This is a genomic window from Streptomyces sp. NBC_00019, assembly GCF_045041015.1.
Classification (GTDB): domain Bacteria; phylum Actinomycetota; class Actinomycetes; order Streptomycetales; family Streptomycetaceae; genus Streptomyces.
Map to the genome: position 1 here is coordinate 8,333,114 of NZ_CP108302.1, position 23,291 is coordinate 8,356,404.

Genomic DNA, 23,291 nt, shown 5'->3' on the forward strand with positions numbered 1-23,291 from the left:
GGACCGGCCGCCGGAGCGCCTGGTCTTCGACCGGACCTGCCGTCATCACGGCGGCGACCACGGCTCGGCCTGCCCACGCACCCCATGCGGTGTCGCCACCACTGGCAGGCCCGAGCCGTCGTCGAGCCGGACACGCCCTGGGTTTTGGCAGCGCTTTGGCGGCGGCACCCAGCATGCTCCCCGGGGCCGGACGAGCCCGCACCGTCGTCAGGGGAGGAGCACCGATGCTGGACGAGGCCGCGCGCAAACGCGTCGCCCTGGAGTACTGCCGGCGGATCAACGAGGGCGACGTCGACGGAGTCCTCGCCCTCTTCACCGATCCGCCGCACGTCGAGGACCCGGTCGGCGACAACACGTTCACCGACCGCGCCACCTACCGGTCCCATGTGGCCGGGCTGGTGGCCTACGGCGTCCACGAGACCCCCGGCGCCCCCGTCGCCGCCCTCGACGGCGAACACGTGGCCCTGCCGATCGTCGCCGAACTCCGCCCCGAACAGGTACCGGAGGGAAAATTCCTGAGGATCTCCCTGATTGCGCTCATGCGGATCGACGCAACCGGCCGCATCCGCCACATGAGGGTTTTCAGCGGCCATACGGACATGTCACTGCACACGACGTCCGACCCCGCGCCGAGTCGACACCGAGGAGACTTCGACAATTCTTAGGGGCCCTTTAGCGGTCGTACGGAAACTCGCCGAAAGCATGCCTTCGCCTTTCGCCACGACTGGATCGAGTGCGGATGTCCAAGGAAGACAAGCTCGTCGAGTACCTGAAATGGGTCACTGCCGAACTGCACGAAGCACAGCAGCGGCTCTCCGTCCTGGAGACCGGGGCCCGGGAGCCGGTGGCGATCGTCGCGATGGCGTGCCGGTATCCGGGTGGGGTGCGGTCACCCGAGGATCTGTGGACGTTGGTCGCCGAGGGCACCGACGCCATCTCCGGCTTCCCGGCCAACCGTGGCTGGGACCTCGACGGTCTCTTCGACTCCGACCCGGACGCGACCGGCAGGAGCTACGCGCGCGAAGGCGGATTCCTGCACGACGCGGCGGCGTTCGACGCGGCGTTCTTCGGCATCAGCCCCCGTGAGGCCACGGCCACCGACCCCCAGCAGCGCCTCCTCCTGGAAACCGCCTGGGAGACCTTCGAACGCGCGGGCCTGGATCCCCACACCCTCAGGGGCAGCAAGACCGGCGTCTACGCGGGCGTGATGTACAGCGAGTATGTGGCCAGGCTCCTCGACCGGCTGCCCAGCGGCTACGACGGCTTCCTGGGCAACGGGAGTGCGGCGAGTGTGGCTTCCGGGCGGGTGGCGTACACGTTCGGTCTGGAGGGCCCGGCCGTCACGGTGGACACCGCCTGTTCCTCCTCGCTGGTCTCCCTCCATCTGGCGGCCCAGGCACTGCGCAACGGCGAGTGCGAACTGGCCTTGGCCGGCGGCGTCACCGTGATGTCGACGCCGGGTGTGTTCATGGAGTTCTCCCGTCAGCGCGGGCTGGCTCCCGACGGCCGCTGCAAGCCGTTCGCCGACGCCGCCGACGGCACCGGCTGGGGCGAGGGTGTCGGCCTGGTCCTGCTGGAGCGGCTGTCCGACGCCCAGCGCAACGGCCACCCGGTACTGGCGGTGCTGCGGGGCTCGGCGGTGAACCAGGACGGCGCGTCCAACGGCCTGACCGCCCCCAACGGGCCCTCCCAGCAGCGTGTGATCGAACAGGCCCTGGCCGACGCGCGGTTGGGCGCGAGCCAGGTGGACGCGGTCGAGGCGCACGGCACGGGCACGACCCTCGGCGACCCCATCGAGGCACAGGCGCTGCTGGCGACCTACGGTCGGGAGCACTCCGCCGAACAGCCGTTGTGGCTGGGGTCGGTGAAGTCCAACATCGGCCATACGCAGGCCGCCGCGGGTGTGGCCGGTGTGATCAAGATGGTGCAGGCGATGCGGCACGGGGTGCTGCCGTCGACTTTGCATGTCGACGAGCCGTCCCGGCACGTCGACTGGAGCGTCGGCGCGGTCTCCCTGCTGACCGAGTCCCGGTCATGGCCGCAGACCGGCCGTCCGCGTCGTGCCGCGGTGTCCTCCTTCGGCATCAGCGGCACCAACGCCCACCTCATCCTCGAAGAACCACCGACCGAGCAGGTGCCCGAGCCCGCCCGGGAGGACGAGCCGGACGCAAGGCCCGTACCCGTTGTGGTCTCGGCGCGCTCACGCAAAGCCCTGGCCGACACCGCGGGCCGGCTCGCCACCTACCTCCAGGCGCACCCGGAGGCGGAGCCCGGTGTACTGGCGGCCCGTTTGTGGTCGGGCCGGGCACACCTGGAACACCGCGCCGGGATCGTCACCGCCGACCCCGCGCAACTGCGCGCCGCGCTGGCCGCGCTGGCCGCCGGCGACGACCACCCCGCCCTGATCACCGGCCCCTCCCGCACCACCACGACAGGCCCTGCCCGCTTCGCCGTCCTGTTCTCCGGCCAGGGCAGCCAACGCCCCGGCATGGGAAGCGACCTCTACACCACCTACCCCGCCTACGCCCACGCCCTGGACGAAGTCTGCGCAGCCCTCGACCCCCACCTCGACCTCCCCCTGCAACACGTCATGTTCGCCCAGCCCGGCACCGAAGAAGCCACCCTCCTGGACACCACCCTCTACACCCAGCCCGCCCTCTTCGCCCACCACACCGCCACCTACCACCTCCTCCACACCCACGGCATCACCCCCCACGCCCTCATCGGCCACTCCATCGGCGAACTCTCCGCCGCCCACCTCGCCGGGGTCCTCCCCCTGCCGGTGGCCGCCGACATGGTCACCACCCGCGCCAAACTCCTCAACACCCTCCCCACCGGCACCGGCATGCTCGCCGTCCACTCCGGACCCGAACCACTCACCGAACACCTCACACGCCACCCGCGCATCGAGATCGCCGCCCACAACTCACCCACCGCCACCACCCTCGCCGGACCCACCGACCAACTCGACCAGATCGCCGCCGAACTGACAGCCGCCGGAATCCGCACCCGGACCCTGAACGTCGCCCACGCCTTCCACAGCGCCCACACCGAACCCATCCTCGACACCTTCACCACCCACCTGGCCGCACTCTTCGCCCGCCACACCCTCGGAAACGCCGAGATCCCGGTCATCTCCAACCTCACCGGCACCCCCGCCACCCCCGACCAGCACCACAACCCCGCCTACTGGGCCCACCACATCCGCCGACCCGTCCACTTCCACCAAGGCATCACCCACCTCACCGAAACCCAACACATCACCCTCTTCACCGAACTCGCACCCCACCCCACCCTCACCCCCCACCTCCCCACCCACACCCACACCACCCCCCACCACCCCAACGAAACCCACACCCACCTCACCACCCTCACCACCCTCCACACCCACCACCACCCCACCGACCTCACCCCACACCTCCCACAACCCCAACCCACCCACCCCGACCTCCCCACCTACCCCTTCCAACACCAGCCCTACTGGCTCCGCCCCGACCCCGCCAAGGCGAGCGAATCGACGGACGGCGAAGCCGAGTTGTGGGAGGCACTGGAGCGGGAGGATCTGGACGGCGCGGTGGCGGCGCTGGGTGTGCCGGACGGGGACGTCGCGGCGTGGCGGAGGGCGCTGCCCGGGCTCGCCGCCTGGCGACGGCAGCGGCGCTGGGGGCACCGGCTCGACTGGGAGGCCCTGGACGAGGGGGCGGTGTCCATGCCGGCCGGCACCTGGGTGGTGCTGGCGCCCGTGGGGGACGAGGAACACCCGGCGGTGCGGACCGTGCGGGACGCCTTGGCCGAGGGCGGTGCGGCCGTCGTGGACGTCACCGTCGAGGGGAACACGGGGCGTTCGGCGCTCGCCGCGAACCTGCGTGCGGCGCTGGGCCCCTCCCGCGGCCCGGTCTCCGGTGTGCTCTCGTTGCTCGGGTACGCCGACACCGGGCGGAACGGGGGCGACGGGCTGGATCTGTCCGCCACCCTGTTGCACGCCCTGGACGACGCGGCCGTGAAGGTGCCGGTGTGGTTCGTGACCACGGGTGCCGTCTCGGTCGGCACGGGCCCGCCCGCCGACCCGGACCAGGCGCGTGTCTGGGGACTGGCGCAGTCTCCCGCCGCCTCGGAACACCCCGAACGCTGGGGTGGGCTGGTCGACCTGCCCGGGGGCGGGGCGTGGGACCGGCGGACACGGGCGCGACTCAGGGCTGTGCTGACCGGCGGTACGGGCCGCGCGGGTGCGCGCGAGGACCAGGTCGCCGTCCGGTCCGAGGGTGTCTTCGGGCGGCGTCTGCACCCGGTCGACCTCACCGGCGCCGGGCCGGCCCTGGCCCCGGACGGGACGGTGCTGGTGACCGGGGTGCCCGGGGCGCTCGCCGGCGAGATCGCCATGCGGCTCGCCCGGGACGGCGTACGGCATCTGCTGCTGGTCGCGGAACCGGGCGCCGAGGACGGTGGGGCCGAACTGGTCTCGACGCTGGGGGAGTCGGGGGCCGAGGCCATCGTGGCCCCGGTCGACCTCACCGACCGCGAGGCCGTGGCCGCGCTGCTCCACTCCGTCGCGCCGGAGCATCCGCTGACAGCGGTCGTGCACCTGGCCGCAGAGCTGGACGACACCGTGGTCGGGGCCGTGGACGGAGAGGACGTCCACCGTCTGCTCGGACCGGCCGCGGCCGCCGTGACCCATCTGTGCGAACTGACCGCGGAGCGGGGACTGGAGGTGTTCCTGCTGTGCACATCGGTGGTGGGCGCCCTGGGAGTGGCCGGGCTCGGCGGGCAGGGGGCCGTGCACGCCCATCTGGCGGCGCTGGCGCAGTCGTACCGGGAGCGGGGCCTGCCCGTCACATCGGTGGCCTGCGGCCCCCCGCACGTCCCGGACGGAGCGGAGACCGCGGCCGGGAAACACCTGCGCTATCAGGGGATCCGTCCGCTGCCGCCGCGACTCGCGGCCAGGAGGCTGGTGCGGTCGATGGGCGCTCCGGCGCGCGGTCTGGTCCTGGTGGACGTCGACTGGGACCGCTACGTCGGCCAGTCCGGGCAGGGCGTGGCGGGCTCGCTGCTGCGCTCGGTCCCGGACGTCGCAGGAACCGCCACGCTCGACGGCGACCCGCCCGAGTCCGGCGCCGAGGCGGAGCTCGGTGAGGCCGCCGCCCGGTTACGGCACCGGCTGCTGAGCGCCTCCGGCGCCGAACGCATGGTCCTGCTGCTGGACCTGCTGCGGGACACCGCGGCACAGGTGCTGGGCCACGCGGACGCCACGGAGATCCCCGAGGACGCCCTGTTCACGGAACTGGGGCTCTCCTCCTTCACCGCCCTCGAACTGTGCAACCGGGTCGCGGCCCGTTCCGGGGTGCGGATCCCGCCCGTGGCGATCTTCGACCACCCGACCCCCGAGTCCCTGGCGGCTCACCTGGTGACCACGCTCGACGCGGAGACCGAGTCCGGGCCGCCCGCCGGTGACACGTCCGCGACGACATGAGCGACGCGCCCCGTACCGACCTACGTTCTTCCCGAAGGAGCCCTGTCATGAGTGAGCCGGTCGTCGTCGTGGGAGCCGGCCCCGCCGGTCTGATGCTCGCCTGCGAGCTGGCCATGCGAGACGTCCCCGCGGTCCTCGTGGACCCCCACCCCGCGCAGCGTCTTGAGGCGCCGGCCATGGCGATCAACGCGGGCACCCTGGAACTGCTGGACCAGCGAGGCCTCGCCGACGCGCTACGGGAGGGCACGGTCACCTTCCCCGAAGTCCGCTTCGCGGATCTGCCGCTGGCCTTCGACAAGGTGCCCGGACCGCGCGAGCAGACCCACATGGTGCTCCAGTCGCGCCTGGAGAAGGCACTCATCGACCGGGCCCTGGAGCTCGGCGTGGACCTGCGCTGGGGTACCCGGCTCACCGGCTTCGAGCAGGCACCCGACGGCTCCCGCGTCACCGCCCTCCTCGCCTCGGACACCGGCGAGGAGCGGCTGGAGTGCCGTTACCTGGTCGGCTGCGACGGACGGGACAGCCTGGTCCGCGAGGGGGCCGGCATCGACTACGTCGGGGACGACTGGGTGATCGTGCGCGGGATCGTCGGCGACGTGGCGATCGACCGCGCGGACGTGGCGCCCGAGCAGTACGGCCTGTCGTACACCCCCAACGGCGACCAGTTCCTCGGCGCCCCGCTGAGCCCCGGCACCATGCGCGTCTTCAGCGCCGAATTCACCACCCGGCCGCCGGAGTTCGAGGACGGACCGGCGACCCTGGAGCAGCTCGGGACCGTCGTGCGGCGGCTCACCGGGACGGAGCTGAAGGCGACCGGGGCGCACTGGCTGCGCCACTACTCGATCATCACCCGCAACGCCGAGCGCTACCGCGAGGGCCGCGTCTTCCTCGCGGGCGACGCCGCGCACGTCCACTACCCGTACAACGGACAGGGCATCGGCACCGCGGTCGGCGACGCGGTGAACCTCGGCTGGAAGATCGCCGCCGAGGTCCACGGCTGGGCGCCCGAAGGTCTGCTGGACACCTATCACGAGGAGCGGCACGCGGCGGGGCGCATGGCCTGCATGAACATCCAGGCGCAGCTCGCCCTGCTCTACCCGCCCGGACTGGCCCGCTACATGCGCGAGATGCTGGCGGAGTTCCTCGCGTTCGACGACGTCAACGTGTTCCTGGCCGAGTTGGTGACCAACCTCGGCCCGGCCGTCCGGATGCGCTACGACGGCTTCCCGGAACCGCCCGAGCGGGACCGGCTGCTGGGCCGCCGGCTGCCGCGGGCCCGGATCAAGACCGAGAGCGGGGAGGTCGCGGTGGCCGAAACCCTGCACGGCGGGCGCGGCGTCCTGCTCGACCTGTCCGGGCGGACCGGGGGACCGGACGTGGCCGACTGGGCGGGCCGGGTCGACGTGGTGCGGACCCAGCCGGTGCCCGACCTGCCGGCCACCCTGCTGCTGCGCCCGGACGGCTGCGTCGCCTGGCACGACGGCCACGGCTGGGGGGAGGACGTCCTGCGGGCCGCGCTCACCACCTGGTTCGGAGCCGCCGCCGGCTGACCGTCTGGCCGCCCGGCAGCGGCAGACGAGGCCAAGGGCGGCTTTAGGCCACTCGCACAGCATGACCGCGTCGGTACGGGGCCTGCCGCCGTGCGCCCCGTCCGGCCAGTTCCCCCAGCATCTCCGTCCGTCAGAAGGGACACCCGTGCGCTCAACATCGTTCCCCGCCCGGCTCACCGTGGCCGGAGCCGCGGCCGCCGCGCTCGTCGTACCGATCGGCACCGCCGCAGGCGCGGCCGAGGCGGCGCCCGCCCACGGCAAGAGCCGCCACTGCGTCACCGTCTCGTTCATCGAGCAACTGGTCACCACCGACACCACGGACGTGGCCCCGGCCGGCCCGAGTGTCGGGGACGTCGTCATCACCGAGGACGCGGTGCTCGACGAGGACCGCAACCGCGTCGGCACCAACGACATCCAGGGCGTCATCATCAAGAAGGATGCCGCCACGGGCGAGCTGTTCTCGTTCTCCACCGCCAAGTACACGCTGGACGACGGCGTGATCCAGGTCGCCGGCATCGTCAACCTGACGCGGCTGGCCGCCGGCGAGACGCAGAAGCTCCCGGCGGCCGGCCTCAAGGGCCGCTACGCCGGCAAGACCGGCGAGCTGACCTGGACGCTGGTCAGCGCCACCGAGTCGCTCAACTCCATCAAGCTCTGCGGCTGACCCCGCCAAGAACCGTACGACGCCCCGAGACCGGCGGGCCGTCCTGCCCGCCGGTCACCGGCACCCATCCAGCCGAGCCCGGGAAGTGCGATGATCCTCGAACACCTCACGTGGGCCGCCGCCCCGGCCGACAGCCCGGGCAACTGGGCCACCGACCTCATGGAGAGCCTGGGCTCCCCCGGGGTCGCCGTCGCCACCGGGCTGGAGAGCCTCTTCCCCAGCGTGCCCAGCGAACTGGTGCTGCTGCTGGGCGGATTCACCGCCCGTCTCGGCGAACTCAGCTTCCTGGCCCTGCTGTTCTGGAGCACCGTCGGCTCGGTCGTCGGAGCCGTCGTCCACTACTACGTCGGCGCGCTCCTCGGCAGGCGCCGCACCCGCGCGCTGTTCGTCCGCATCCCGCTGGTCCGGGAGAGCGACCTCGACCGCGCCGAGCACTGGTTCGACCGCCACGGCGCCAAGGCCGTCCTGCTGTGCCGGCTCGTTCCCATCGTCCGCAGCTACGTCTCGCTTCCGGCCGGCATCGAACGCATGCGGCTGCTGCCCTTCGTCACCCTCACCGCGGCCGGCACGGCGCTCTGGAACCTCGCCCTGCTCAGCGCCGGCTACGCGGCCGGCCGCGACGCCGACACCGTGCAGCGGTACGCCAACTGGTTCACCGTCGTCGTAGGTGCCGCCCTGCTGGCGGTGGTCGTACGGTTCGTCGTCATCCGGCTTCGCGCACGGCGCCAAGACCGCCGAGACACCTCGGCCGGACCGGCCTGACCTGCCGCGACGGAACTCAGATCACGGTTAGTACCGCTTTAGCCACGCTGCCCAGCATGACCACAACAGCGCCCGGCACGGCATCCGCGCGCCCCGCCGGGACCGACGGATCGGAGTTGGACCGTGTCGGAACCGGCGGTCAAGGACCTTGCACGACCCGACGGCACCTCGGCCATCGCCGTGGTGGCAACCGCGTGCCGTCTCCCGAGTGCCGACACCCCCGAAGCGTTCTGGCACGTGCTGCGTGACGGTCGCGACACCGTCACCGGCCTCCCCGCCGACCGCCCCGATCTGGACGACGGTTCCGGCACCCGCGCCACCACCCGCAGGGGCGCCTTCCTCGACCAGGTCGACCGGTTCGATCCGGCGTTCTTCGGCATCGGCCCTCGCGAGGCCGCCGCCATGGACCCGCAGCAGCGTCTGGTGCTGGAGCTGACCTGGGAGACCCTGGAGCGCGCCGGCATCGTCCCCGCGACCCTCGCCGGCACCCGGTCCGGCGTCTTCGTGGGCGCCATGTCCGACGACTACGCCCGCCTCATCCAGCGTCAGGGTACCCACGCCGTCAGCCAGCACACCGCGACCGGACTGCACCGTGGCATCATCGCCAACCGTGTCTCGTACACACTGGGCCTCACCGGCCCCAGTCTGACCGTCGACACCGGGCAGTCCTCCTCGCTCACCGCCGTCCACCTGGCCTGCGAGAGCCTGCGCGGCGGCGACTGCGACCTCGCGCTCGCCGCCGGCGTGCACCTCAACCTCGCCGCCGAGGGCTACGACATCACCGAGGCCTTCGGCGCCCTGTCACCCTCGGGCCGCAGCCACACCTTCGACGCCCGCGCGGACGGTTACGTACGCGGAGAGGGCGGCGGTGTCGTCCTGCTCAAGCGGCTCTCCGACGCCCTCGACGACGGCGACCAGGTCCTCGGCGTGATCCTGGGCAGCGCCGTGAACAACGACGGTGCCACCGGCACCCTCACCACCCCCGGCACCCGCGGCCAGACCGACCTGCTGCGCCTGGCCTGCGACCGCGCCGGCATCGCCCCCGGCGACATCCAGTACGTGGAACTGCACGGCACCGGGACCCGGCTCGGCGACCCCGTCGAAGCGGCGGCCCTCGGCGCGGCCCTCGGCACCGGACGGACCGGCCCGGACCGACTGCGCGTCGGCTCCGCCAAGACCAACGTGGGTCACCTGGAGGGAGCGGCCGGAATCACCGGCCTGATCAAGACGCTGCTTTGCCTCCGGCATCGCGAACTCTCCCGCAGCCTGCACTTCCACACCGCGCCGGACTCCATCCCCCTCGCCGAACTCGGCCTGCGCGTCCAGCGGGAGCACGGGCCGTGGCCGCACCCCGGCCGTCGGCTGATCGCCGGCGTCAGCTCCTTCGGGATGGGCGGCGCCAACGCCCACGTCGTCGTCGCCGAACCACCGGTCCGCACACCGTCAGGGGAGGAACCCGCCCCGGCGCCCGCCACCACCGCGCCCGTCACCGCCTCGGGCGTGCTGCCCTTCCTGCTGTCCGGCCGCAGCGCCGCCGCCCTGCGCGCGCAGGCCCGCCGCCTGCACACCCACCTCACGGAGACCGGCGGTCACGTGCCGCCCGTCGACATCGCCCGGGCTCTCGCCACCACCCGCTCCGTCTTCGAGTACCGGGCCGCCGTACTCCCCGTCCTGCCCGCTCCGCAGACGACCGACGGGACGGACACCGCCCCCGCCGCCCTGCTCGCGGGCCTCGCCGCGCTCGCCGACGACACCCCCGCCCCCGGCATTCAGCGCGGCACCCCCCGCGACGGCCGCATCGCGTACCTCTTCGCCGGCCAGGGCAGCCAGCGGGCGGCCATGGGCCGCGAACTGCACGCCGTGTGGCCGGTCTTTCGCGCCGCGACCGACGAGCTGTGCGCCGCGTTCGACACCGCCCTCGCCCCGTACACCGACCGCCCGCTGCGAGACGTCCTCTTCGCCGACGACGATCCCGACCTGCATCGCACGGTGTACGCCCAGCCGGCCCTGTTCACCTTCGAGGTCGCCCTGTTCCGGCTGCTGGAGAGCTGGGGCCTCCGACCGGACGTCCTGACGGGCCACTCCATCGGAGAACTAGCCGTTGCCCATGTCGCCGGAGTGCTCACCCTGCCGGACGCGTGCACCCTCGTCGCCGCCCGTGGCGGACTGATGCAGACCCTGCCGGAAGGCGGAGCCATGCTCTCGGTCCGGGCCCCCGCGGCCCAGGTGGCAGCACTGCTCGACGGGCCGGGCGCGATCCCCGGTCTCGACCTGGCCGCCGTCAACGGCCCCACGGCCACCGTCGTGTCCGGAGACGCCGACGCCGTCGACCGCCTCACCCGCGCCTGCGCCGACCGAGGCTGGAAGACCCGCCGGCTGCGCGTCAGCCACGCCTTCCACTCCGCGCACATGGACGGCATGCTCACCGACTTCGCCACCGTCGCCGCCGGACTGGACCCGCGACCGCCGCGCATCCCGATCGTCTCCACGCTGACGGGCCGGGAGCTCACCCCGGACGAGATCCGTGACCCCGGCCACTGGGTGCGTCACGTGCGCGAGACCGTCCGCTTCCACGACGCCCTGCGCCGACTGGACGCCACCGGAGTCACAACCGTCGTCGAGATCGGACCCGACGGCACCCTGTCCACCCTGGCCGAGGACGGCCTGCCCACCACACCGGCCGTCCCCCTGCGCCGAGGCGCGGCATCCGAGGCGCGCGAGGTGCTCACCGCGGTGACCCGCGCCCATCTGCACGGCGTCCCCGTCGACTGGGCGGCCGTCTTCCACGGCACCGGCACCCACCACGTCGACCTGCCCACCTATGCATTCCAGCGCGAACGTCACTGGCTGGAGGGAGAACGGCCGGGTCGCGCACCCGCCGAACGGGCCACGGCACCCGCCCCGTCGACCCTCCCGGAGCTCGTGGCACCCCCCGCCCCGGTCACCTCCGGTGCGCACCTCGGACCCTCCGACGCCCTCGCCCTGGTCACCGCGGAGGCCACCGACATCCTCGGCTACGCCGACCCCTCGGCCCTGGAGACCCGACGGGCCTTCCGCGACCTGGGGTTCGACTCCCTCTCCGCCGTCACCCTCCGGGACCGCCTGGCCGACGCCACCGGACTCGACCTGCCCAGCTCCCTGCTCTTCGACCACCCCACCCCCGAACGCCTCGCCGCCCACCTGCACACCCTCTTCTCCGGAACCGAACACCCCTCCGAGACCGCCGCTGTCGCCTCCGACGTGGATGATCCGATCGTGGTGGTGGGGGCGGCGTGCCGTTACCCGGGAGGGGTGGCGTCTCCGGAGGACCTGTGGGAGTTGGTGCGGTCGGGCGGGGAGGGCATCTCGGAGTTCCCGCGGGACCGTGGCTGGGACGTGGATCTGTTCGACGGTGATCCGGGTCGGTCGGCGAAGTCGTCGGCTACCCGGCATGGCGGGTTTCTGCATGGTGCGGGTGATTTCGACGCGGAGTTCTTCGGTATCTCGCCGCGTGAGGCGTTGGCGATGGATCCGCAGCAGCGGTTGGTGTTGGAGGTGTCGTGGGAGGTGTTGGAGCGGGCGGGTGTCGATCCGGACGTTCTGCGTGGCTCCCGCACCGGCGTCTACATCGGCGCGACCACCCACGAGTACGGCCCACGGCTCGCGGACGGCCACGACGACCACGGCGGGCATCTGCTCACCGGCAGCACCGTGAGCGTGACGTCCGGGCGGGTGGCGTACGCGCTCGGCCTGGAGGGCCCGGCGGTGACCGTCGACACGGCGTGTTCCTCCTCGCTGGTCGCCCTGCACCTGGCCGCCCAGGCCCTGCGCGACGGGGACTGCACCCTGGCCGTCGCCGGAGGCGTCACCGTCATGGGTTCCCCCGGCATGTTCCTGGAGTTCTCGCGGCAGCGGGGGTTGTCGCCGGACGGGCGGTGCAAGGCGTTCGCGGAGGCGGCGGATGGGACGGGGTGGAGTGAGGGGGTGGGCCTGGTTCTGCTGGAGCGGCTGTCGCAGGCGCGGCGCGACGGTCATGAGGTGCTGGCGGTGCTGCGTGGTTCGGCGGTGAACCAGGACGGTGCGTCCAATGGTCTGACCGCTCCCAACGGCCCTTCCCAGCAGCGCGTCATCCGCCAGGCCCTCGCCAACGGCGGTCTGCGCGCGGGGCAGGTGGATGTCGTCGAGGCCCATGGCACGGGCACGACGCTCGGCGACCCGATCGAGGCCCAGGCGCTGTTGGCGACCTATGGTCGTGAGCACTCGGCTGAACGGCCTTTGTGGTTGGGGTCGGTGAAGTCGAATCTGGGGCACACGCAGGCCGCGGCGGGTGTCGCGGGTGTGATCAAGATGATCGAGGCCATGCGGCACGGAGAGCTGCCGGCCACCCTGCACGTCGACCGTCCTACCAGCCACGTGGACTGGAGCGCGGGTGCGGTCTCGCTGTTGACGGAGGCGCAGCCGTGGCCGGAGACGGGTGAGCCGCGTCGGGCGGCGGTGTCGTCGTTCGGGATCAGTGGGACCAACGCGCATGTGATCTTGGAGGCGGTGCCGGTGGAGGCGGAGTCTTCGGCGGAGGCCGTGGGGGCTCTTCCGGTGGTGCCGTGGGTGTTGTCGGGGCGGAGCGAGGAGGGTCTGCGGGCGCAGGCGGCGCGGCTGGGGGAGTTCGTCGCGGGCGCGGGTGTGGATGTGTCCGCGGTGGATGTGGGTGTGTCGTTGCTGTCGCGGGTGGTGGGGGAGTACCGGGCCGTGGTCGTCGGCTCGGACGTGGAGCGGTTGACGGAGAACCTGGCACAGCTCGCCGACCGACCCGCCCTGCCCGTGGCTTCCGGTGGGCCCGTCGGGTTGTTGTTCACGGGTCAGGGGGCGCAGTGGTCGGGGATGGGTTCGGGGTTGATGGGGTTTTCGGTGTTCCGGGAGGCGTTTGAGGAGGTGTGTGCTGGTTTTGATGGGTTGTTGAGTCGTTCGTTGGCGGATGTGTTGTGGGGTGGTGGGGAGTTGGTGGATCGGACGGAGTTTGCGCAGGCGGGGTTGTTCGCGTTCGAGGTGGCGGTGTTTCGGTTGCTGCGGGCGTGGGGGGTGGAGCCGGGTGTGTTGGTGGGGCATTCGGTGGGTGAGGTGGCGGCGGCGTTCTGTGCGGGGGTGTGGTCGTTGGGGGATGCGTGTCGTCTGGTGGCGGCGCGGGGTGGGTTGATGCAGGGGTTGCCGTCGGGTGGGGTGATGGTGTCGTTGCGGGGGAGTGTTGCTGAGGTTGAGGGGTTGTTGGAGGGGGTGTCGGGGGTTGCGGTGGCGGCGGTGAACGGGCCGCGGTCGGTGGTGATTTCCGGGCCTGGTGTTGTGGTGGAGGGGTTGGTGGCCCGGTGGGAGGCGGGTGGGGGGCGGGCGCGCAGGTTGACGGTCTCGCATGCGTTCCACTCTCCGTTGATGGAGCCGATGCTGGAGGAGTTCCGTGAGGTGGTGCGGGGGTTGGAGTATCGGGCGCCGCGGATTCCGTTGGTGTCGAATGTGACGGGTGGGTTGGCGGATCCGGTGTTGGTGTGTGATCCGGAGTATTGGGTGCGGCATGTGCGTGAGCCGGTGCGTTTCGCGGAGGGTGTGCGGTCGGCTCATGGTCTGGGTGTGTCGGTGTTCATGGAGGTGGGGCCGGCTGCGGTGTTGTCGGTGATGGGGCAGGAGTGTCTGCCGGATGTGCCGGTGACGTGGTCGGTGTTGTCGCGGGGTCCTGGGGTGTCGGCGGCGGAGGCGTTGTTGTCGGGTGTGGGGTCGGCGTTCGTGGCCGGGGCGGGGGTGGAGTGGGGGTCGGTGTTCGCGGGTGCGGGTGGTCGTCGGGTGGTGTTGCCGACGTATGCCTTCCAACGCCGGCGTTACTGGCTGGAGGGGTCTGGTGCGGGTGGGGATCCGGTGGGTCTGGGTCTGGGGGCGTTCGGGCACGGTTTGTTGGGTGCGGCGGTGACGGTCGCGGGGACGGACACGACTGTGCTGACGGGGCGTGTCTCCCGTTCGTCTCATGGCTGGTTGACGGGTCATGAGGTTCAGGGGCGGGTGTTGGTGCCTGGTGCGGCGTTGGTGGAGATGGCGTTGCGGGCGGGTGATGAGACGGGTTGTCCGGTGGTGGAGGAGTTCACCCTTGAGGCGCCGTTGGAGCTTCCGGTGAGCGGTGGTCTCCAACTCCAGCTCACGGTCGAGCCGTTCGACGAGGACGGATCCGGTCTGCGTACGGTCGCGGTGCACGCCCGCCCCGACGACGATCCCACTCGACCGTATTTCCGCTGTGCGACGGGACTGCTCGCTCCTCAGCGTGACGGGGAGGTACGGGACTGGGAGGGGGCTTGGCCGCCGCCTGGGGCGACTCCTGTTGATTTGGCCGGCGCGTATGGGGAGTTGGCCGAGAGTGGCTATGCCTACGGTTCCGGTTTCCGGGGTCTGACGGGGCTGTGGCGTGCCGGAGAGGTCCGTTATGCCGAGGTCAGCCTGCCCGAGGAGCACACCGGTGGTCACGGTCCCGACGTCTTCGGCCTGCATCCCGCCCTGCTCGACGCGGCCCTGCACACCCTCCTCGTCGACCGCGAGGACGCCGACCTCCGAGTGCCGTTCACCTGGGCGAGTGTCTCCCTGCACGCCACCGGCGCCAGGCACCTGAGGGTCAAGGCCGTCCAGACCGGGCCGGACATCGTAGAGATGACGCTGTACGACGGTCAGGGTGGTCTGGTCGCCGAGGTCGGCGAGTTGACCCTGCGCGCCCTCACTGCGGCGGACACACCGGCCGGTGCCGACCATCTCCACACCCTGCGCTGGACCCCCCAGCCCCTGCCCACCACCCCACCCGACCCGAGCCACTGGACCACCCTCGCCACCCCCGTACTGCCGGGCGCCGCCCGCCACTACCCCGACCTGCCCACCCTCCTCGACGACACCGAGCACCAGCCCAAAGCCCTCCTCTACGCCCCACCCCGCGACACCACCACCCGCCAGGCCATCCACGGCCTGCTCGCCCTCCTCCAGCAGTACCTGGCCGAACCCCGCCTGGCCGACGCACCCCTGACCATCCTGACCCGCCACGCCCACGCCCTGACCCCCGGCGACCCCGTCGACCCCGCCCACGCCGCCCTATGGGGCCTGGCCCGCACCGCCCAGAGCGAAAACCCCGACCGCATCCACCTCCTCGACACCGACGACCACCCCACCCACCTCCCCGAAACCCTCACCACCACCACCCCCCAACTCGCCCTCCGCAACGGCACCCCCCACACCCCCCACCTCACCCGCCTTCGCCTCTCGGAAGAACCCGGGCGGGCTTTGCGGCAGAACGGGACGGTCCTGATCACCGGCGGTGCGGGTGCCTTGGGGGGCCTCGTCGCACGCCATCTGGTGGCGACCCATGGTGTGCGGCACCTGCTGCTGATCGGCCGGCGCGGCAGCGACACACCAGGAGCGGGTGAACTCCGAGAGGAACTGGAGAGGTCGGGCGCCGAGGTGACCTTCGCCCGGTGCGATGTCAGCGATCGGGAGGCCCTGGCGGAGGTGCTCGCGGCCGTGCCGCAGGACCGGCCACTGACCGCGGTCGTCCATACCGCCGGCGTCCTCGCCGACGCGACGATCACCTCGCTCACGCCGGAAGCGGTGGACGCGGTCCTCGCGCCCAAGGTGGACGCCGCGGCACACCTGGACGAGCTGACCCGCGACCTCGACCTCGACGCGTTCGTGCTCTTCTCCTCGGTCGCCGGCCTGCTCGGCACGGCGGGCCAAGGCAACTACGCGGCGGCCAACGCCTGCCTGGACGCCTTGGCCGCGGACCGCCGCGCACGGGGACTGCCGGGCCAGGCCCTCGCCTGGGGGCTGTGGGGCGACACCAGCGAAGCCGGCGACACCGGCGATGCGAGTGACATCAGCGATACCAGTGATGTCGGCGATGTCAGCGCCACGGATGGCGGCCCCGGAGGCATGGGCGCCGCGCTCCGCGACGCCGACCTCGCCCGCTGGTCCCGCACCGGCATCGCTCCGCTGTCCCCCGCGCTCGGACTCGCGGCATTCGACGCGGCACTGCGCACCCGCGTGCCGAACATCGTCCCCGTCCGCCTCGATCCGACAGCACTGCGTGCCCAGGCCGGGAGCGGCGAAGTCCCCTTCCTGCTCCGGAACTTCGTGGCACGTCCCGCGCGCAGGACGGCGGCCTCGGCCACGGTCACCGGCGCCTCCGACCTGGCCGCCAAGATGGCCGGACTCGACGAACCGGCCATCCATGCCGAACTGCTCGGCCTCGTGCGTGCCGAGGCGGCACGCGTGCTCAGCCACGACGGGGCAGGCGCGATCGACCCGGACCAGGACTTCAAGGCACTCGGCTTCGACTCGTTGACGGCCGTGGAACTGCGCAACCGGGTCAGCGCGGCAGCGGGCACCCGGCTCGCCCCCACGGTGGTCTTCAACCACCCGACCCCCGCCGCTCTCGCACGCCATCTGCGTGACGAACTGCTCGGAGCCGCCGTCACCGACACCGTGACCGTCCCCGCGGTCCCCTCGACCGTCGACGTGGATGATCCGATCGTGGTGGTGGGGGCGGCGTGCCGTTACCCGGGAGGGGTGGCGTCTCCGGAGGACCTGTGGGAGTTGGTGCGGTCGGGCGGGGAGGGCATCTCGGAGTTCCCGCGGGACCGTGGCTGGGACGTGGATCTGTTCGACGGTGATCCGGGTCGGTCGGGTAAGTCGTACACCCGGCATGGCGGGTTTCTGCATGGTGCGGGTGATTTCGACGCGGAGTTCTTCGGTATCTCGCCGCGTGAGGCGTTGGCGATGGATCCGCAGCAGCGGTTGGTGTTGGAGGTGTCGTGGGAGGTGTTGGAGCGGGCGGGTGTCGATCCGGACGTTCTGCGTGGCTCCCGCACCGGCGTCTACATCGGCGTGATGTACCACGACTACGCACCCCGGATGTCGACCGAGCACCAGGAGATCGAGGGCTACGCCCTCACCGGCAACCTGTCCAGCGTGCTCTCGGGACGGGTGGCCTATGCCTACGGGCTCGAAGGCCCGGCGGTGACCGTCGACACGGCGTGCTCGTCCTCCCTGGTCGCCCTGCACCTGGCCGCCCAGGCGATGCGCAACGGCGAGTGCGACCGTGCCCTTGTCGGTGGCGTCACCGTGATGGCCACACCGAACACCTTCGTCGAGTTCTCGCGGCAGCGGGGGTTGTCGCCGGACGGGCGGTGCAAGGCGTTCGCGGAGGCGGCGGATGGGACGGGGTGGAGTGAGGGGGTGGGCCTGGTTCTGCTGGAGCGGCTGTCGCAGGCGCGGCGCGACGGTCATGAGGTGCTGGCGGTGCTGCGTGGTTCGGCGGTGAACCAGGACGGTGCGTCCAATGGTCTGACCGCTCCCAACGGCCCTTCCCAGCAGCGCGTCATCCGCCAGGCCCTCGCCAACGCACGGCTGGAGGCCGGCCAGGTGGACGTCGTCGAGGGACACGGGACGGGAACCAAGCTCGGCGACCCCATCGAGGTCGACGCCCTCCTCGCCACCTATGGTCGTGAGCACTCGGCTGAACGGCCTTTGTGGTTGGGGTCGGTGAAGTCGAATCTGGGGCACACGCAGGCCGCGGCGGGTGTCGCGGGTGTGATCAAGGTGATCGAGGCCATGCGGCACGGAGAGCTGCCGGCCACGCTGCACGTCGACCGCCCCTCGCCACAGGTCGACTGGGACTCGGGGCATGTCGCCCTGCTCACCGGCTCCCGATCCTGGCCGGAGACGGGTGAGCCGCGTCGGGCGGCGGTGTCGTCGTTCGGGATCAGTGGGACCAACGCGCATGTGATCTTGGAGGCGGCGCCGGTGGAGGCGGGGTCTTCGGCGGAGGCCGTGGGGGCTCTTCCGGTGGTGCCGTGGGTGTTGTCGGGGCGGAGCGAGGAGGGTCTGCGGGCGCAGGCGGCGCGGCTGGGGGAGTTCGTCGCGGGCGCGGGTGTGGATGTGTCCGCGGTGGATGTGGGTGTGTCGTTGCTGTCGCGGGCGGTGGGGGAGTACCGGGCCGTGGTCGTCGGCGCTGATCTCGGGGAACTGAAGCGTGGGTTGATGACCGCAGCCGAGACCCCGGCCGCCCCGGCGACCTCTGCGGCCGGTGTCGGGTTGTTGTTCACGGGTCAGGGGGCGCAGTGGTCGGGGATGGGTTCGGGGTTGATGGGGTTTTCGGTGTTCCGGGAGGCGTTTGAGGAGGTGTGTGCGGGTTTTGATGGGTTGTTGAGTCGTTCGTTGGCGGATGTGTTGTGGGGTGGTGGGGAGTTGGTGGATCGGACGGAGTTTGCGCAGGCGGGGTTGTTCGCGTTCGAGGTGGCGGTGTTTCGGTTGCTGCGGGCGTGGGGGGTGGAGCCGGGTGTGTTGGTGGGGCATTCGGTGGGTGAGGTGGCGGCGGCGTTCTGTGCGGGGGTGTGGTCGTTGGGGGATGCGTGTCGTCTGGTGGCGGCGCGGGGTGGGTTGATGCAGGGGTTGCCGTCGGGTGGGGTGATGGTGTCGTTGCGGGGGAGTGTTGCTGAGGTTGAGGGGTTGTTGGAGGGGGTGTCGGGGGTTGCGGTGGCGGCGGTGAACGGGCCGCGGTCGGTGGTGATTTCCGGGCCTGGTGTTGTGGTGGAGGGGTTGGTGGCCCGGTGGGAGGCGGGTGGGGGGCGGGCGCGCAGGTTGACGGTCTCGCATGCGTTCCACTCTCCGTTGATGGAGCCGATGCTGGAGGAGTTCCGTGAGGTGGTGCGGGGGTTGGAGTATCGGGCGCCGCGGATTCCGTTGGTGTCGAATGTGACGGGTGGGTTGGCGGATCCGGTGTTGGTGTGTGATCCGGAGTATTGGGTGCGGCATGTGCGTGAGCCGGTGCGTTTCGCGGAGGGTGTGCGGTCGGCTCATGGTCTGGGTGTGTCGGTGTTCATGGAGGTGGGGCCGGCTGCGGTGTTGTCGGTGATGGGGCAGGAGTGTCTGCCGGATGTGCCGGTGACGTGGTCGGTGTTGTCGCGGGGTCCTGGGGTGTCGGCGGCGGAGGCGTTGTTGTCGGGTGTGGGGTCGGCGTTCGTGGCCGGGGCGGGGGTGGAGTGGGGGTCGGTGTTCGCGGGTGCGGGTGGTCGTCGGGTGGTGTTGCCGACGTATGCCTTCCAACGCCGGCGTTACTGGCTGGAGGGGTCTGGTGCGGGTGGGGATCCGGTGGGTCTGGGTCTGGGGGCGTTCGGGCACGGTTTGTTGGGTGCGGCGGTGACGGTCGCGGGGACGGACACGACTGTGCTGACGGGGCGTGTCTCCCGTTCGTCTCATGGCTGGTTGACGGGTCATGAGGTTCAGGGGCGGGTGTTGGTGCCTGGTGCGGCGTTGGTGGAGATGGCGTTGCGGGCGGGTGATGAGACGGGTTGTCCGGTGGTGGAGGAGTTCACCCTTGAGGCGCCGTTGGAGCTTCCGGTGAGCGGTGGTCTCCAACTCCAGCTCACGGTCGAGCCGTTCGACGAAGATGGGGACGACAGGCGAGGCGTCGAGATCTATGCCCGTCCCGACGACGACCCGGCACGCCCGTACACCCGCCATGCCACAGGGCGGCTCGCCCCGCAGGGGAAGACGTCGGACGGCGACTGGCAGGGCGCTTGGCCGCCGCACGGCGCGGATCCCGTGGACCTGACGGACGCGTATGGGGAGTTGGCCGAGAGTGGCTATGCCTACGGTTCCGGTTTCCGGGGTCTGACGGGGCTGTGGCGTGCCGGAGAGGTCCGTTATGCCGAGGTCAGCCTGCCCGAGGAGCACACCGGTGGTCACGGCCCCGACGTCTTCGGCCTGCATCCCGCCCTGCTCGACGCGGCCCTGCACACCCTCCTCGTCGACCGCGAGGACGCCGAGGTGCTGGTCCCGTTCGCGTGGTCCGACGTAACCCTGCACGCCACCGGCGCCACCCAACTCCGCGTGGTCGTACGGGCAACGGGGGAGAACACGGTCGCCGTCACGCTGTACGACGGTCAGGGTGGTCTGGTCGCCGAGGTCGGCGAGTTGACCCTGCGCGCCCTCACTGCGGCGGACACAACGGCCGGTGCCGACCATCTCCACACCCTGCGCTGGACCCCCCAGCCCCTGCCCACCACCCCACCCGACCCGAGCCGCTGGACCACCCTCGCCACCCCCGTACTGCCGGGCGCCGCCCGCCACTACCCCGACCTGCCCACCCTCCTCGACGACACCGAGCACCAGCCCAAAGCCCTCCTCTACGCCCCACCCCGCGACACCACCACCCGCCAGGCCATCCACGGCCTGCTCGCCCTCCTCCAGCAGTACCTGGCCGAACCCCGCCTGGCCGACGCACCCCTGACCATCCTGACCCGCCACGCCCACGCCCTGACCCCCGGCGACCCCGTCGACCCCGCCCACGCCGCCCTATGGGGCCTGGCCCGCACCGCCCAGAGCGAAAACCCCGACCGCATCCACCTCCTCGACACCGACGACCACCCCACCCACCTCCCCGAAACCCTCACCACCACCACCCCCCAACTCGCCCTCCGCAACGGCACCCCCCACACCCCCCACCTCACCCGCCTGCACGACGACCCGCCGCTGTCCCCGCCGTCGGGTGTCGCGGCCTGGCGGCTCGACACCGCCGAGCCGGGCACCATCGAGTCGCTCCGGCTGGTGCCCTGCGAGGAGATGGCCGCGCCGCTCGCTGCCGGCACGGTCCGGGTGGCGGTGCGCGCTGCCGGGCTGAACTTCCGGGACGTGCTGATGGCGCTCGGGATGTATCCGGGGCAGCGAGTCATGGGCAGCGAGGGCGCCGGCGTCGTCACCGAGGTGGGCCCCGGGGTGACGGGACTCGCTCCCGGGGACCGTGTGCTGGGCCTGCTGCCCCACTCCTTCGGGCCGGTCGCGGTCGCGGACGAGCGCCTGCTGGTGCGGATGCCCGAGGGGTGGACCTTCGCACAGGCCGCCGCCGTGCCGGTCGTCTTCCTCACCGCCTACTACGGCCTGCGCGACCTGGGCGGCCTGGCGGAGGGCGACGCGGTCCTGGTGCACGCGGCGACCGGTGGCGTCGGCATGGCCGCCGTACAACTGGCGCGGCACTGGGGGGCGGAGGTCTACGCGACCGCCGGTCCGGCGAAGCAGGGGCTGCTGCGGGAGATGGGGTTGCCCGAGGAGAGGATCGCGTCCTCGCGGGATCTGGACTTCGCCGACCGCTTCCTGCGCGTGTCCGGCACAGGGATGCGGGTCGTGCTGAACTCGCTGGCGAAGGAGTTCGTGGACGCCTCGCTGCGGTTGCTGCCGGCGGGCGGGCGGTTCGTCGAGATGGGCAAGACCGACATCCGCGACGCAGCCGACGTCGCGGCCCGCCATCCGGGCGTCACCTACCAGGCGTTCGACCTCATGGAGGCGGGACCCGACCGGATCCGGCAGATGCTCGGCGAGATCGTCGCGCTGCTGGAGGCGGGCGTGATCGACCCGCCACCCGTGCGGACCTGGGACATACGACGGGCGACCGAGGCCTACCGTTTCATGAGCCAGGCACGGCACATCGGCAAGATCGTGCTGACCGTGCCGTCCCCACTGGACCCCGACGGAACCGTGCTGGTCACCGGCGGCACGGGCGCCCTGGGCGCACAGACGGCCCGGCATCTGGTCACCGTGCACGGTGTGCGGCAGCTGCTGCTGACCAGCCGGCGCGGCCCGGACGCGCCCGGAGCGGCGGAGCTGCGGGCCGAGCTGACCGAGCTCGGGGCGTCCGTCACGGTGGCGGCGTGCGATGTCTCGCGGCGCGAGGACGTGGCGCGGTTGCTGGCCGAGGTGCCGGACGCGCATCCGCTGACCGCGGTCGTCCACGCGGCCGGAGTGACCGCCGACGGCACGCTCGAAGCGCTCGACGCCGATGCAGTGGACCGGGTCCTGGACCCCAAGGTGACGGCCGCGGGTCATCTCGACGAGCTGACCCGGCATCTGGACCTGAGCCGTTTCGTGCTGTTCTCGTCCATCGCGGGCACCCTCGGTACGGCCGGCCAGGGCAACTACGCGGCGGCCAACGCCGGTCTGGACGCCCTGGCACAGCGCCGCCAGGCGCTCGGGCACCCGGCGGTCTCGCTGGCCTGGGGGTACTGGGCGCAGGAGAGCGAGCTGTCCGGACATCTGGGCGACGCCGACGTGGCCCGGCTGAGCCGCAGCGGCATCCTGCCGCTGGCCACGGACGAGGGCCTGGCGCTGTTCGACGCCGCCGTGGCGCTCGGTGAGTCCGTGGTGGTGCCGGCCCGGCTGAGCCCCCGGGCCGAGCAGGGTGCCGACGTTCCCGCGGTGCTCAGCAAGGTGGTTCGGCCGGTGGCGCGCCGCGCCGCGGGGACGGACGGGCCCGGCGCGGCGGGCGGGGCGCAGAGCCGGCAGCTGGCCGCGCTGTCGCCGGCCGAGCGGTCCGAGGCACTGGTGAAGCTGGTTCGCACGCACGCCGCGGTGGTGCTCGGCCACGGGTCCACCAACGCGGTGCCTCGCGACGCCGCGTTCAAGACCATCGGCTTCGACTCGCTGGCCTCCGTGGAACTGCGCAACCGTCTGAACGCGGCGACCGGGCTGCGCCTTTCGGCCACCGCGGTGTTCGACAACCCGACACCCGATGCGCTCGCCGCTGTGATCGACGCGGAACTGCCCGGCACGGCCGCCGAGACCGGGCCCGACGCCCGTACGGAGAGCCTCGCCGCACTTGAGGGGCAGCTGGCCGAGGGCGCCCTCGACGCGGATGAGCGGTCGCGGCTCGCCCAGCGGTTGAAGTCGCTGCTCTGGCAGCTGGAGGACACGCACCCCGAGCCCGACGGTGGCGCGGGCGCCGGTGAGGAGTCCGGCGCGGAACTGTCCGCGGCCAGTGACGAGGAGATGTTCGCGCTGATCGACAGGGAGCTGGGCCGGGGCTGAGGCC

Annotated in this window: 6 protein-coding genes; all 6 read left to right on the forward strand. The window is 72.0% G+C overall.

The window, feature by feature from the left end:
* Nucleotides 1–224: 224 nt before the first annotated feature.
* The 6 genes from OHU89_RS38700 (at nt 225) to OHU89_RS38725 (ending at nt 23,287) form a co-directional block, all read left to right on the forward strand.
* Nucleotides 225–665: a nuclear transport factor 2 family protein gene (locus OHU89_RS38700; RefSeq protein ID WP_405649596.1), complete on the forward strand. Its 441-nt coding sequence runs from the start codon at nt 225–227 to the stop codon at nt 663–665.
* A gap of 68 nt (nt 666–733) precedes the next feature.
* Nucleotides 734–5,467 carry a type I polyketide synthase gene (locus tag OHU89_RS38705; RefSeq protein ID WP_405649597.1) on the forward strand — a complete coding sequence of 1,578 codons (4,734 nt, stop codon included), beginning with the start codon at nt 734–736 and terminating at the stop codon, nt 5,465–5,467.
* A gap of 47 nt (nt 5,468–5,514) precedes the next feature.
* Nucleotides 5,515–7,017, forward strand: a complete 1,503-nt coding sequence (locus OHU89_RS38710; protein WP_405649598.1) for an FAD-dependent monooxygenase — start codon at nt 5,515–5,517, stop codon at nt 7,015–7,017.
* A gap of 145 nt (nt 7,018–7,162) precedes the next feature.
* The gene (locus tag OHU89_RS38715) at nt 7,163–7,681 is read left to right on the forward strand and encodes an allene oxide cyclase barrel-like domain-containing protein (RefSeq protein WP_405649599.1); all 519 of its coding nucleotides are present in this window, start codon (nt 7,163–7,165) and stop codon (nt 7,679–7,681) included.
* 90 nt (nt 7,682–7,771) lie between these two features.
* Entirely contained in the window at nt 7,772–8,443 is a 672-nt protein-coding gene (locus OHU89_RS38720) for a DedA family protein (protein WP_266886236.1), read from the forward strand.
* A gap of 123 nt (nt 8,444–8,566) precedes the next feature.
* Nucleotides 8,567–23,287, forward strand: a complete 14,721-nt coding sequence (locus OHU89_RS38725) for an SDR family NAD(P)-dependent oxidoreductase (RefSeq protein WP_405649600.1) — start codon at nt 8,567–8,569, stop codon at nt 23,285–23,287.
* Nucleotides 23,288–23,291: the final 4 nt, after the last annotated feature.

What these genes read in the sequence shown, in the direction of transcription:
- OHU89_RS38700 (WP_405649596.1), top strand. Translation starts at nt 225, where the DNA reads ATGCTGGACGAGGCCGCGCGCAAACGCGTCGCCCTGGAGTACTGCCGG.
- OHU89_RS38710 (WP_405649598.1), top strand. Translation starts at nt 5,515, where the DNA reads ATGAGTGAGCCGGTCGTCGTCGTGGGAGCCGGCCCCGCCGGTCTGATG.
- OHU89_RS38720 (WP_266886236.1), top strand. Translation starts at nt 7,772, where the DNA reads ATGATCCTCGAACACCTCACGTGGGCCGCCGCCCCGGCCGACAGCCCG.